General features: G+C 66.7%; 13 protein-coding genes. 7 read left to right on the top strand and 6 right to left on the bottom strand.

Annotated features, from left to right (window positions below; translation table 11 throughout):
* Positions 1–47: 47 nt before the first annotated feature.
* On the top strand, positions 48–404 hold the full coding sequence (locus GTK09_RS25305) for a tRNA-binding protein (RefSeq protein ID WP_163466193.1): 357 nt from the start codon (positions 48–50) through the stop codon (positions 402–404).
* A gap of 236 nt (positions 405–640) precedes the next feature.
* Here the strand turns inward: GTK09_RS25305 and lpdA are convergent, their stop codons facing one another.
* The 4 genes from lpdA to GTK09_RS25285 all read right to left on the bottom strand — a co-directional run bounded on the left by lpdA (position 641) and on the right by GTK09_RS25285 (position 5,999).
* On the bottom strand, positions 641–2,038 hold the full coding sequence (gene lpdA / locus GTK09_RS25300; protein ID WP_163466192.1) for a dihydrolipoyl dehydrogenase: 1,398 nt from the start codon (positions 2,036–2,038) through the stop codon (positions 641–643).
* On the bottom strand, positions 2,035–3,468 hold the full coding sequence (locus GTK09_RS25295) for a dihydrolipoamide acetyltransferase family protein (RefSeq protein ID WP_163466191.1): 1,434 nt from the start codon (positions 3,466–3,468) through the stop codon (positions 2,035–2,037). Before GTK09_RS25295 ends, lpdA begins: the two co-directional genes overlap by 4 nt.
* 1 nt (position 3,469) lies before the next feature.
* Positions 3,470–4,483 (bottom strand): alpha-ketoacid dehydrogenase subunit beta, encoded by a 1,014-nt coding sequence (locus tag GTK09_RS25290; RefSeq protein WP_163466190.1) that lies wholly within the window; start codon positions 4,481–4,483, stop codon positions 3,470–3,472.
* Positions 4,484–4,772: 289 nt separating this feature from the next.
* On the bottom strand, positions 4,773–5,999 hold the full coding sequence (locus tag GTK09_RS25285; RefSeq protein WP_163466189.1) for a 3-methyl-2-oxobutanoate dehydrogenase (2-methylpropanoyl-transferring) subunit alpha: 1,227 nt from the start codon (positions 5,997–5,999) through the stop codon (positions 4,773–4,775).
* Positions 6,000–6,075: 76 nt separating this feature from the next.
* Between GTK09_RS25285 and GTK09_RS25280 the strand changes: the two genes are divergently transcribed.
* From GTK09_RS25280 to GTK09_RS25255, 6 genes are all read left to right on the top strand, one after another.
* Positions 6,076–7,344 carry an aKG-HExxH-type peptide beta-hydroxylase gene (locus GTK09_RS25280; protein WP_163466188.1) on the top strand — a complete coding sequence of 423 codons (1,269 nt, stop codon included), beginning with the start codon at positions 6,076–6,078 and terminating at the stop codon, positions 7,342–7,344.
* A gap of 147 nt (positions 7,345–7,491) precedes the next feature.
* The gene (locus GTK09_RS25275; RefSeq protein WP_163466187.1) at positions 7,492–8,061 is read left to right on the top strand and encodes a hypothetical protein; all 570 of its coding nucleotides are present in this window, start codon (positions 7,492–7,494) and stop codon (positions 8,059–8,061) included.
* Between the two features lie 242 nt (positions 8,062–8,303).
* Positions 8,304–8,927 (top strand): Holliday junction branch migration protein RuvA, encoded by a 624-nt coding sequence (gene ruvA, locus GTK09_RS25270; protein WP_163466186.1) that lies wholly within the window; start codon positions 8,304–8,306, stop codon positions 8,925–8,927.
* A gap of 92 nt (positions 8,928–9,019) precedes the next feature.
* The gene (ruvB, locus tag GTK09_RS25265) at positions 9,020–10,066 is read left to right on the top strand and encodes a Holliday junction branch migration DNA helicase RuvB (RefSeq protein ID WP_163466185.1); all 1,047 of its coding nucleotides are present in this window, start codon (positions 9,020–9,022) and stop codon (positions 10,064–10,066) included.
* 4 nt (positions 10,067–10,070) lie between these two features.
* On the top strand, positions 10,071–10,907 hold the full coding sequence (locus GTK09_RS25260) for a helix-turn-helix transcriptional regulator (protein ID WP_163466184.1): 837 nt from the start codon (positions 10,071–10,073) through the stop codon (positions 10,905–10,907).
* 47 nt (positions 10,908–10,954) lie between these two features.
* A complete protein-coding gene (locus GTK09_RS25255; protein WP_163466183.1) occupies positions 10,955–11,365 on the top strand; it encodes a DUF2000 domain-containing protein in 411 nt (136 codons plus the stop codon).
* 24 nt (positions 11,366–11,389) lie between these two features.
* On the opposite strand, the gene GTK09_RS25250 is transcribed toward GTK09_RS25255, so the two are convergent.
* Entirely contained in the window at positions 11,390–11,590 is a 201-nt protein-coding gene (locus GTK09_RS25250) for a hypothetical protein (RefSeq protein WP_163466182.1), read from the bottom strand.
* Positions 11,591–11,795: 205 nt separating this feature from the next.
* Positions 11,796–13,196 carry a DUF2254 domain-containing protein gene (locus GTK09_RS25245; protein WP_163466181.1) on the bottom strand — a complete coding sequence of 467 codons (1,401 nt, stop codon included), beginning with the start codon at positions 13,194–13,196 and terminating at the stop codon, positions 11,796–11,798.
* Positions 13,197–13,413: the final 217 nt, after the last annotated feature.

The raw sequence follows: 13,413 nt of genomic DNA, 5'->3' as shown, positions 1-13,413 counted from the left end.
GCCGCGTGCCAAGAGTTTTTTTCTCGTTCTGAATGATGGATCACGCCATGTCAGGTAGCGGTCGCGCACCGGAAATCACCTTCGACGATTTCATGAAAGTCGACATCCGCGTCGGCACCATCGTCGAGGCGGCGCCATTTCCCGAGGCGCGCAAGCCGGCGATCAAGCTGATGATCGATTTCGGCGGCGACATCGGGGTGAAGAAGTCCTCCGCCCAGATCACCGTGCACTACAAACCGGAAGAGCTCGTCGGCCGCCAGGTGATTGCCGTCGTCAACTTCCCGCCCCGCCAGATCGGGCCGATGCGCTCGGAAGTGCTGACGCTGGGAATACCGGACGAGAACGGCGAAGTCGTGCTGCTCGGGCCCGGGCATGAGGTTCCGAAGGGCGGGCGGCTGTTCTGAGGGGGGGCCGGGCGCCCCTCGCCCTTCGAGGCTCCGCCGGTCTTCGACCGGCTCCACACCTCAGGATGAGGGGCTACTGGCAAGCCGCCGCCGGCTGATCGGTGGCGGTGGGGGTGACTGGCAGCTTCCGCGCCGACGACGAACCACGCCCCTCCTGCCTGGGGTTGAACCAAGCCCCTCATCCTGAGGTGCTCGCGAAGCGAGCCTCGAAGGGCGAGGGGCGCCGCGCGCAACCCTCAAACGTGCAACGCCCTGCCCAGCGCCCCCAGCGCCGCTTCCTGAAAACTTTCACCGAGGGTCGGATGGGCGTGGATCGTGCCGGCGACGTCTTCGAGGCAGGCGCCCATCTCCAGCGCCAGTGAGAAGGCGGCGGAGAGTTCGCTGACGCCGGCGCCGACCGCCTGGATGCCGAGGACGAGGTGGTTGTCGGCCCGGGCGACGATGCGCACGAAGCCGTCGTCGCGCCCGAGCGACATCGCCCGGCCGCTGGCGGCGAAGGGAAACCGGCCGATGCTGGTGTCGATGCCCTGCGCCTTCGCCTCGGCCGGCGACAGGCCGACGCTGACGATCTCGGGGTCGGTGAAGCAGACCGCCGGGATCGCCCGGTGATCGAATGCGCGCCGGTGACCGGCCGCGATCTCGGCGACCATCTCGCCTTCGGCCATCGCCTTGTGGGCGAGCATCGGCTCTCCGGCGACGTCCCCGATGGCATAGACGCCGCGCATCGCGGTGCGCCGCGTCTCGTCGGTGCGGATGAACGGCCCGTCCATGTCGAGGACGAGTTCCTCGCGGCCCCAGCCTTCGGTCACCGGCCGGCGGCCGACCGTGACGAGGACGGTATCGCAGGCGATGCGGCGTTCCTCGCTCGTGGCGGTCTCGACCATGAGGTCCGAGCTTTCGCCGGCGAGGCCCTGCGCCTTCGCTCCGGTCATCACCGTGACGCCGAGATGGGCAAGGCGCTGGCGCACCGGCTTGACGAGATCGGCGTCGTAGAGCGGCAGGATCTCGGTGGTCGCCTCGACGATCGTCACCTTCGAACCCGCCTTTGCGAAGGCCGTGCCGAGTTCGACGCCGATATAGCCGCCGCCGATGACGGCGAGGCGTTCGGGCGGGGTTCGAAGCGACAGCGCCTCGGCCGACGAGATCACCTTGCCGCCGAAGGGCAGGGCGGCGAGTTCGACGGGCTCCGACCCCGTGGCGATCACCACCGTCTCGGCGGTGATCCGCTGCTCGCCGGTTTCGCCGGCGACGACCACGGTCTTGCCGTCGAGAAAGCGGGCCCGGCCCGCGACCAGCTTGACGCGGGACTTCTTGAACAGGCTGGTGACGCCGTTGTTGAGGCGGTTGACGATGCCGTCCTTCCAGCCGACGACCTCAGCCCAGTCGAGGCTGGCGGGGCCGGCAGTGACGCCGGGAACCGCCCGGCCCTCGGCCGCCTCCTTCATGAGAAAATACTCGTCCGCCGCATGGATGAGAGCCTTGGACGGAATGCAGCCGATGTTGAGGCAGGTGCCCCCGGGCTTGCGGTCGTCGACGACCACCGTATCGAGCCCGAGCTGGCCGGCGCGGATCGCAGCGACATAGCCGCCAGGGCCGGCGCCGATGACCAGGAACTGGCAGGTGATGTCGTTCATGCCGCCTCCTCGACGAAGATCATCGCCGGGTTTTCCAGAAGCGCCTTGATGCGCTGGACGAAGACGGCCGCGTCGTAGCCGTCGATCACTCGGTGGTCGAAGCTGGAGGAGAGGTTCATGCGCTTCCTCGGCATGAACTGCGTGCCGTTCCAGACGGGCCGAACCTCCATCTTGTTGACGCCGACGATGGCGACTTCCGGATGGTTGATGATCGGCGTCGTCGCGATGCCGCCGAGCGCGCCGAGCGAGGTGATGGTGATGGTCGAGCCGGAGAGTTCCTCGCGCTTGGCCGAGCCGTTCCTGGCGGCTTCGGAAAGGCGGGCGACCTCGACCGCGCAGTTCCAGATGTCGCGGGCTTCGCAGTGGCGGGCGACGGGCACTATCAGGCCGGCGCCGGTCTGGGCGGCGATGCCGATATGAACGCCGCCGTGCTGGCGCAGAATGCCCGCCTCGTCGTCGTAGAGCGCGTTCATCGCCGGCTGCTCGCGCACCGCGATGACCATTGCCTTCATCAGGAAAGGCAGGAGGGTGAGTTTCGGCCGGTCTTCCCGCCGGTCCTGGTTCATCGCCGCGCGCAGAGCCTCGACCGCCTCCATGTCGATCTCGTCGACATAGGTGATATGGGCGATGCGCCGTCTCGCCGCCTCCATCCTTTCGGCGATGCGCCGGCGCAGTCCGGTGATCCTGACCTCGGTGACGGAGCTGTCGGCGAGGCGTCTGCGTCCTGCCGGGGCCTCGGCGCCGCCGTCGAGATGGGCGGCAAGGTCCTCGGTGGTGATGCGGCCGCCGGGGCCGGAGCCCGCAACGCGGCGCAGGTCGATGCCCGCCTCCATCGCGCGTCGGCGGACTGCCGGCGAGGCGAGGGGCTTTTCGCCGGGCTTGCGGGGCGCGTGGGAGGCTGGCGCGGCTTGGGCGACCGGCCTGATCTCCCCCCTTGTGGGGGATCCGGAGGATGGGCGAGACACGTGGCTCGCCCCGGCAGGCGGCAGCCCAGAGGGGGGTGTGCCGCCGCCGCCTTGCCCTGCGTCTGATTCAGAACGCTGGCGCCCTTTGGCGCCCCCCTCTGCCCCGCCGGGCATCTCCCCCACCCGGGGGGAGGTCGGCAGCTTTGCTGACGGCGCCTTTTCTGATTGGCTTGGATTGGCTTCCGATGCGGTCGGATCCTCAACCTCGGTCGTTCCTCCCACCCCGTCGACGTCCAGCCTCACCAGCGGCGATCCGACCGCCAGCGTGTCGCCCACGTCGCCGGCCAGCCATGCCACCGTGCCCGCCACGGGCGACGGAATGTCGACCGTCGCCTTGTCTGTCATCACGGCGGCGAGCGTCATGTCCTCGGTGACGGGATCGCCGACCTTGACGTGCCATTCGACCAGCTCGGCCTCGGCGACGCCTTCGCCGACATCCGGCAGTTTGATGGTGAAGGTGCCCATCTCAGCCCTCCATCACGCGCTTCATCGCCCCGCCGACACGGGCCTGGCCGGGAAAATAGTCCCACTCCTGGGCATGCGGATAGGGCGTGTCCCAGCCCGCCACCCGGACGATCGGCGCTTCCAAGTGATAGAAACAGGCGTCCGCGACGATGGCGACGAGTTCGGCCCCGAAGCCGGAAGTCAGTGTCGCCTCGTGAACGACGAGGCAACGGCCGGTCTTCCTCACCGAGGCCTCGATCAGCCCGATGTCGAGGGGAACGAGGGTGCGCAGGTCGACGATCTCGGCATCGATGCCGAGCGCTTCGGCCGCGGCCTCGGCGACATGCACCATGGTGCCGTAGGCGAGGGCGGTGAGGGCGGAGCCTTCGCGGCGGATGGCGGCCTTGCCGAGCGGGATGGCGTAGCGGCCCTCCGGCACCTCGCCGAGCGGATGCTTCGACCACGGCGTGACCGGCTTGTCGTGGTCGCCGTCGAAGGGGCCGTTATAGAGGCGCTTGGGCTCGAGGAAGATCACCGGATCGTTGTCCTCGATCGCCGAGATCAACAGGCCCTTGGCATCGTAGGGATTGGACGGCACGACGGTCTTCAGCCCGGAGACGTGGGTGAACAGGGCTTCGGGCGACTGCGAATGGGTCTGTCCGCCGAAGATGCCGCCGCCGGTCGGCATGCGCACGACGAGCGGGCAGGTGAAGTCGCCGGCCGAGCGGTATCTGAGCCGCGCCGCTTCCGAGACGATCTGGTCATAAGCCGGATAGACGTAGTCGGCGAACTGCATCTCGACGACGGGACGAAGGCCGAAGGCGGCCATGCCGATCGCCGTGCCGACGATGCCGCTCTCGTTGATCGGCGCGTCGAAGCAGCGGCTCTTGCCGAACCGTTCCTGCAGGCCGGCGGTGCAGCGAAAGACGCCGCCGAAATAGCCGACGTCCTCGCCAAAGACGACGACGTCGTCGTCTTCGGCCATCTTGACCGCGTGGGCGTCGCGGATGGCCTCGATCATCGTCATGCGGGGCATGGGATGCTCCCACAAGCATTGCCGGATTTTGCGTCCCGGCCCAACATTTCGTCATCCCGGGCTTGACCCGGGATCCATTCCAAATCGTTGCGGCCGCCCTTCGGGATCGAGAAAGGGGCGTATCGCGTCCACCGATCTTGTTGTGTTGGGCGCAGAGGAATGGATCCCGGGTCGAGCCCGGGATGACGAAGCGGAGTGGCTGAGCCGGGATCCCGCGACGTTGGCTCGAGATTCGCTTCATCAGGTAAGGCTGGCAAGTGCGGCGGATGCGGCATTGTCATGGTCTCACTCAATACCCCGCCTCCTGGCGCTGGCGGCGGAGATGCGGCGGCATCACCTCGTAGACGTCCTCGAACATGTCGCGCACGGACGGCTTCGGCCCGGTGTGCAACGTGCCGTGGCTCTCGGCCTCCTTCTGGGCGGCGAGGATTTCGGCGTCGACCTCGGCCTCGGCCTGAACGTGGCGCTCCTCGCTCCAGACGTCACGCAGGATCAGGTGGTTCTTCAGCCGCTTGATCGGATCGCCCAGCGGCCAGGCGTCGCTCTCCTCCTTCGGACGGTAGGCGGAGGGATCGTCGGAGGTGGAATGGGCGGCGGCGCGGTAGGTCACCCATTCGATCAAGGTCGGCCCGAGATTGCTGCGGGCCCGCTCGACCGCCCATTTCGCCGCCGCATGGACGGCCAGATAGTCGTTGCCGTCGACGCGCAGGGATGGAATGCCGAAGCCGAGGCCTCGCGCGGCAAAGGTGCCGGAGCCGCCCTTGGCGATGCCCTGGAAGGTCGAGATCGCCCATTGATTGTTGACGATGTTGAGGACGACGGGCGCCTTGTAGGTCGAGGCGAAGACCATGCCCGAATGAAAGTCGCTCTCGGCCGTCGAGCCGTCGCCGATCCAGACGGCGGCGATGCGGTCGCCGCCCTTGATCGCGGAGGCCATCGCCCAGCCGACCCCTTGCACGAACTGGGTCGCGAGGTTTCCCGAAATCGAGAAGAAGCCGTGTTTCCTCGCCGAATACATCACCGGCAGCTGCCGGCCCTTCAAGGGATCGCGGCGATTGGAGTAGATCTGGCACATCATGTCGACGAGCGGATAGTCGTCGGCGATCAAGAGACCCTGCTGCCGATAGGTCGGAAAGTTCATGTCGCCGGGTTCAAGCGCCTTGCGGAAGGCGCAGGCGATCGCCTCCTCGCCGAGGCACTGCATGTAGAACGAGGTCTTGCCCTGGCGCTGGGCCATCAGCATGCGCCGGTCGAAGGCCCGCACCCGCATCATCGTCTTCAGCCCGGCGAGGAGTTCTTCGTCGGTGAGCGTTCCCGCCCACTCGCCCACCGCCTCGCCGGCGCGGTTGAGAACCCGGACGATCGAATAGGCCATGTCGCGGATCTCGGCCGGATCGACGTTCACCGGCGGCCGGCGCACCGAGCCGGCCTTGGCGATCTTCACGCCGGAAAAGTCCGGCGCCCCGCCCGGCCGCACCTCGGGCTCCGGAACATGCAGCCTCAGCCTCCCGCTCATTTCAGCCCTCCCAAGCTCTCGTCCAGTCTGATCTAGATCGCCGGCTGGCGATAGACAGTTCCTCTTCGCCGCGAGCTTGGACACCCAAGCTGCAGAATCCGGCAGAGGCCGAAGACGACAAATTGCCGCGACCGCCCGAGCCTCAAAACTGGTGACAACCCGGCGCAAGCCAACAATATTCGTCTTGCACAACACTCGGGCATCATGCTCATTGTTTGGGTTGGAGCGTCAGCCGGCGTCGCACCTGCCAGTCTGGTTCGCCTTAGGGCAGGGCACGAACTACATCAAAATTGATCGCTGGTGCCGGTGGGAGGTGTGTAGCGCGATGCTGTTCTTACCAGACCCTCAGGGAGCCTTGCGGATCACGCAAGATATCAACGAGCGTCTTGCCGATAGTCTGGATGCGATGGCGAAGGCGGTCTCGAAGGCCGGTGTCTTGTCGCACAAGGCGCTGACGGTCGGACGATCGATTCGGGCCAGGCGCCAGATCGCGCCAGACTACTTCGCGCGATATTTCGAGATCCTCAAGGCCGTCGAGGCCGACGACATCCCGCGTTCCGTGCACCTTTTGGAGGATCTATCCGAAATCGTCGAGCACGGTATGGGGCCATCGCCGAGTTCGAATCGACGTCATGCCAACCTCGGTGCGCTGGAGGTCTTCTCTTGGGCGGATCTCGATCCGAAGCGCCGGCTGCGCTATGCGGGCCTTTTCGCAGCCGAAGATGCCGAGACGCTCTCGCTCCTCGCGCCGCCGGCGGAGGAGGTCGAGCGGATGCGCGAGGAGATCGACACGGCCTTGCAAAGGCTGGATCGGCATCTGCCGGCCTTCGCCGCCGAGATTCGTGTGCTCTTGAGCGAAATCGTGATGTGCCGGGCTGCCGAGCGGGAGAGCAGCTTCGCCGGCGCTTCGACCTTCTACATCTGGGGCGCGGTCTTCATGAACCCGGCGGCCTATGAAGGCGGCCTGGCGGTCATTCAGGGGCTGGTGATCGAGAGCACCCACGCACTCCTCTACGGATTGTCGGAAGGCGGCTCCTTCCTGCGCGACCAGTCGCCGAGGGTTGTCCGTCTGGTTGGCGGTCAGGAGCCCGATCCCGTCGATGGCACGTTTCACTCCGCCGTCGTTGCGGCCCGCCTGCACTACGTTCTGCAACAGCTGATGGACAAGCGCGCCCTCGACGCGGCCGAGGCAGCACGGGCCCGCGAGCTTTCGGCCCACTCGCTCAATCGTTTCATCGAATGCGATGCGGCGCTGGGGGACGAGAGCCGGTTTGCCGACATCGGCCGCGCCGTGCTTCGCGAAACCCGGCAGCAATTGCAGATTTCGTCTTCGAAGGCGGCCTGACATACGCCGCCGTCTCGTCGCGGCGGAGCCATTTTCTCGGGCGTTTGTGTCGAAGCGCGCGGAAGCGGCCGGCAACGTCGCCGGCCTGCGGCGGACGTCACTCGGTCGAGCGGAGCGGCGGTAAAAATTACGTTAGGGAAGAAAAACTTGACGCAAAAAGACTCGTCCGCCTTCATCACGCCGCTAGACTGGTCCATTCTGAAGGCATGGTGGTCGAAGGGACAAAACGTCCGAGGCACGAGACCTGAACGCCGCCGGGAATACGCAAGGGGCAACGGAACGGAGAAGAAAATCATGTCGTTGTTCAAGCTTTTTCGGCCGTCTGGTCCGGCGACGCAGCAGGAAAGTCCGGATCCGACGCGGCGCAGATTGCTCACCGGGCTTGGGATCGCCGCCTGTGCCGCTTCCGTCGGCGTCTTGTCGTTCGGTACGCATGCCGACGCCGCGACACCGCCGCCGGAAGACGGCGACTTGCTCGATCGGCTCGACGCTCTCGCCGATGATGAGCCGGACGAGATGGAAGTCGCGCACTATACCGGCTATCGCCACAACCACCGTCGCCGCCCGCGGCGCCGGCGTCATCGTCGGGGTAGCTGCAGGGATGCCTGGTTCCGGCGGCGCAATCCTCGTGCTTGTGGCATCAGGCCCCGGCGCCGGCATCGGCGTCGGTATGGGCGGGATTGCTACAGGGTCGGCAATGTGACGGTTTGCCGTTGAGGCTCCACCGCTAGAAGCTCTCGATCGTTACGGCTCGGCCGCAGTAGCGCCTTTCGGCGCCGCGGCGGCCGTTTGCCGACACAGCGGTGTCTCGCAGTGCCGGAGCATCGAGTGTTCATGGCTGCGGCGCTCATTGCGTTCTTGACATGTTCTCTTCGGGCGCCTACCCGCGAGGCAGATGGGCGCCGGTGGGCGGCCCGAACATGTTCCGGGACGTCGGCTCCCGGTCGGGGCGGCGAACGATGATCGGCAAGCTCAAGGGAACCATCGACGAGATCGGCGAGGATCATCTGATCGTCGACGTCCACGGCGTCGGCTATGTCGCCTATTGCGGCGCGCGGACGCTGGCCTCTCTCGGTGGGGCGGGAGAGGCCGCCGTCATTTTCATCGAGACCATCGTGCGGGAAGACATGATCCGGCTCTATGGCTTCGCCACGCCGGCCGAGCGGGACTGGTTCCGGCTGCTCCAGACCGTGCAGGGTGTCGGGTCGAAGGTCGCGCTTGCCGTCGTCGGAATTCTGTCGCCGGGCGACCTGGCCAATGCGGTGGCGCTGCAGGACAAGGCGATGGTGGCGCGAGCGCCCGGCGTCGGGCCAAAGGTCGCGGCGCGCATTGTCGCCGAGCTCAAGGATCGGGCGCCGGCCTTTTCGGGCCCCGGTGCCGAAGCGAGCTTCGGGCTGAAGCGGGACGTCGGCAGCGGCACCGCCGCAGCCCCGATCGCCGACGCGGTCTCGGCGCTCACCAACCTTGGCTATTCCCGTGATCAGGCTGCGAACGCCATCGCCACGGCAGCTGCCGAGGCGGGCGAGGGCGCCGAAAGCTCGGTGCTCATTCGTTTGGGGCTGAAGGCATTGAGCCGGAATTGAGTTGCAGGAATTTATCAGGTCATGTTTACCGTCCGCCCCATTGCCAGGAATAAGAAGTCGGCGAACAGGTTACCCGAGATGGAACTCCTCACATGAGCGACACCTCGCGCCTGATCTCGCCCGACAAGCGCGGCGAGGACGTCGACGCGACACTGCGGCCGCAGCGGCTCGACGACTTCGTCGGCCAAGCGGCGGCGCGCGCCAATCTCAAGGTGTTCATCGAGGCGGCGAAGGGACGGGGGGAGGCGCTCGATCACGTGCTCTTCGTCGGACCTCCGGGCCTCGGCAAGACGACGCTCGCCCAGATCATGGCGAAGGAGCTCGGTGTCAATTTCCGCTCCACTTCCGGCCCGGTGATCGCCAAGGCCGGCGATCTCGCCGCGCTTTTGACCAATCTCGAAGAGCGCGACGTCCTGTTCATCGACGAGATCCACCGGCTGTCGCCCGCGGTGGAGGAGATCCTCTATCCGGCGATGGAGGATTTTCAGCTCGACCTGATCATCGGCGAGGGGCCGGCGGCGCGCTCGGTGAAGATCGACCTGTCGAAATTCACCCTCGTCGCCGCCACCACCCGGCTCGGCCTTCTCACCACGCCGCTGCGTGATCGCTTCGGCATTCCGGTGCGGCTCAACTTCTACACCGTCGCCGAGCTCGAGCACATCGTCACCCGCGGCGCCCGGCTGATGGGCCTGCCGATGGGAAAGGACGGCGCCGAGGAGATCGCCCGCAGGTCTCGTGGCACGCCGCGCATCGCCGGGCGGCTGTTGCGCCGGGTGCGCGACTTCGCCCATGTGGCCGGCGCCGAGACGGTCGACCGCAAGGTCGCCGACGCGGCTTTGACGCGGCTCGAAGTCGACAGTCTCGGCCTCGACCAGCTCGACCGGCGCTATCTCGACCTGATCGCGCTCAATTTCGGCGGCGGCCCGGTCGGCATCGACACCATCGCCGCGGCGCTCTCCGAGCCGCGCGATGCAATCGAGGACATCGTCGAACCCTATCTCCTGCAACAGGGCTTCCTGCAGCGCACCCCGCGCGGCCGGCTTCTCACCCAGCACGCCTTCCGCCATATGGGTCTTGCCGTGCCGACGACCTATCAGGGATCGCAGTCCTCCCTTTTCGAAGAGGGTGGCGAGGGCTGACGCGATGGCAGGTCATGATCGCATCCGTTTCAGCCGCGATCCCTCGAATGGTGTCGAGGCGATATCGGCCCGCTTCTTCGGCCACGCCTACGACATGCACCATCACGACGAATGGCTCGTCGGCGTGACCGATCACGGCGTCCAGGATTTCTTCTGCCGCGGCGCGCGGCGGCAGAGCACGCGGGACCGCATCATCCTCATCGAGCCCGGCGAGATGCATGACGGGCAGGCGGTCACCGCGGGCGGCTTTGCCTACGAGATGCTCTATGTGCCGCAGGCCGTGATGCGCGAAGGGCTCGGCGATCTTGCCCTGGAGGAGGGCGGTTTTCGTCAGACATTGTCCGACGATCCGTTGCTGGCAGGGGCGATCCGGCGCGCCTGCGCCGCGATCGCAGAGCCGAGAGGACAGCTTGCCCGGGATGCCGCGCTCGATGGTGTGATCGAGCGGCTTCGCGACCATCTCGGCCTTTCCGGACGACAGCTCGGGGGCGAGGTGGCGCCTGCGATCGCCCGGCGCGCCTGTGAAAGGCTGCACGACGAGATGGCCGCCGAAATCGGTGCGGACGATCTGGCCGCGGCATCGGGCGCAGCGAACCGGTTCGAACTCGCCCGTGCCTTCCGCGCCGCCTATGGCGCCTCCCCGCACGCTTATCTCGTGCGGATCCGCCTCACCGAGGCGCGGCGGCTCCTGGCCGAAGGCGAGAGCCCGGCTGCGGTGGCCGCCGACTGCGGCTTTGCCGACCAGAGCCATCTCGGCCGCTGGTTCCGCCGCGCCTTCGCCATCACGCCGGGTGCCTATCGCGCCGCCTGCACGGGCGTTCCAGACGAAAGGGCTGCCTGAGACCTATAGCCTCGTCGCAACGGCATTCGACGAGAAAAGGCGGGGCGGTGACATTCGAGACCAAGGTGGCGATTCTCGTGCGGGAGGATCTGGCGATGTGGCAGAAACTGAACGTCACGGCGTTTCTGGCGACGGGGATCGCCGGTGCGACGCCGGAAGCGATGGGCGATCCCTACGAGGACGCGGCCGGACGGTACCATGCAGCGCTGCTCGGCCAGCCGGTGATGATCCTCTCGGCCACCGGGGAGGTGCTGCAGCGAGCCTTTCACCAGGCGATTCAGCGGGAGCTTCGTCGCGCCGTCTATGTGGAGGCGATGTTCGCCACCGGCCATGACGCAGCCAATCGCGAAGCCTTTCGTGCCGAACCGGCCGACGCGCCGAACCTCGTGGGCATCGCCCTGTTCGGTCCGCGGAAGGAGGTCGACAAGGCGGCGAAGGGCGCGCGGATGCATCCATGATCCGAACGGCTCGGCGGCCACAGCCTATTGCTGGGCTGCCGCCAGCGTACGCGCCTGCTGCCTTAAGTCGGCGACACACTTGTCGAAGGGCTGGGTGCCGGGAGTGAAACCGAAGCGCGCGCATTCCGCCTCGGCCGTCGACGGCTTCGGGGTGGCGGTCGAGGTGGCGGAGGAGGTGCAGCCGGAAAGGGCGGCGACGGCCGCAAGGATCAGAAGCGATTTCATTTAAGATACCATCACGTCGAACTGAAGGCTGAACGCAGCCGGTTTTGGACGACCATGACATAGCGTTCCATCCCGCCGGAAAAGAGCCGCCCGCGATCGGGGCTGGTCTTGCCGGTCGCGACCAGCCGGAGCACGGGGCCTGCCGTCCGGAGCTGCGACGCCTCCCGCGGCGCCGGAAACGGCGCTACGTCACTGGCCGGCCGCTTCACGCGCTTTGCAGCACGCGGGCGGCGGCCGTCTCGATCGTCGCGAGCGACGCCCCTGAGAGCGCCTCGCGCGACAGGTCGAGGAAGCGGGTCGCCTGGAGGCGCACCGCCTGTCGCTGGTCCTCGGTTCGGCAGGCCGGCAGGAGTTCGCCGAGGCAGGTCAGGAAATGCTCGCCGGCGATCATGTCCGAGGCGGCATACTGGCGAAGATGGCCGAAGCCGATCTCGATGAAGCCGGCAAAGTCGCCCGCCTCGATGATCGCCCGCAGCCGGCCGTCGCCGTCGACGACGTAGGGATCGCCCGACTGGCGGCCGGCAATCGTGGCCATCGCGGCCTTCAGCCAGTCGAGGCAGGTGATCGCCGTGTAAGGGTCGTTGACGCCGGGAGACAGCGCCCGGCCGCCGATCTCGACGAGTTCGTCGAAGAGGAAGTCGATGTCCTGGCGCGGGCTGCGGCTGTTGCCTGCCGCGATGCAGGAGAGCAGCCGATCGCGAATGTCGTCGCCGCAGCGTTCGGCCGGCCAGACCTGAAACAGCGTCCGGCCCTCGTGAACGAAGATGCCGGGACTGCAGGTGAGGCGGACGACGACGTCGGCCGTCTTCGCAGCCTCGATCAGGGACCCCCGATCGATGATCTGCAGGTAGCCGACCCGGTCCGAAGCGATCTCGCCGAAGGGCGGTGAGCCATCTTCGCCGGTTCCCGCCCACCGTTCCCACGTGACCCGTTTCCCGGCGGCCCGCTCGCCCTCCTCACGAAAACACGGCGGCACCTGCCAGCGAACGTTGTCGTCCTCCTCCTCGCTGCGGTTGGGCTCTGCCGGGAACTCCTGGCCGATCCGCTTGAGCAGGCCCTGGCCGATCCCGGCGATGACGTTGGAGATGTGGATGTTCGAGGGAACGTGATGGATGAAATAGATCAGCACGCCGATCGAGACGATGGCGAGGACGATCGCTCCGAGGATCGCCAGATTCGGCACGAACATGTGTCCGTAGACGCTCTCCTCGCCGCCGTCGCGCACGCTTCGAAGGACGATCATCGAATAGACGAAGGTGGCGACGAAGACGCCGAGGGTGACCTGGTTGCCCCGGTCGTTCATGAAATTGGTCAGGAGGCGGGGCCCGAAGCTGCCCGAGGCGAAGACCACCGCCGCCATGGTCACCGAAAACACCGTACCTGCGACGCCGATCATCGAGCCGCCGATAGCAGACAGGATCGCCCGGGCGCCGTCCGGCTGGGTAGCGTAGAGAAACGGGCTCGAGCCGAGCGCGTCCGGCTCGACCACCGTGTCGATCTCGATCAGCACGAATGCGAGAATGGCCGAGACGATCGCCAGGACGGAAGGAATGAACCAGTAGCTCGCGCTGATGCGCTCGTAGTACTGCAGAATGAGTGCGCGCATCGGTCCCGATCGAATGTTTGGCAGGGCAGTCGCATCTATGGGAGAGCCGGCGAAGAACCAGTGCCGGTCCGGCGAGGATGGGGGCGGCGGGAGCTAGAGCGTCCGGTAAGAAGTCTGAATCGCATAGTTTCGTTTGGAAGCGTATTCTGATTCCCTGGAGCGTGGGAGGATGCGCACCATGGGAAAACCGGTTTCATCGGACTTGCGGCTTAGGATC

The sequence above is a fragment of the Jiella pacifica genome (genome assembly GCF_010500815.1).
Lineage (GTDB): Bacteria > Pseudomonadota > Alphaproteobacteria > Rhizobiales > Rhizobiaceae > Jiella > Jiella pacifica.
The sequence above is the reverse complement of the archived record's forward strand: the minus strand, read 5'-3'. Positions and strand labels throughout refer to the sequence as shown.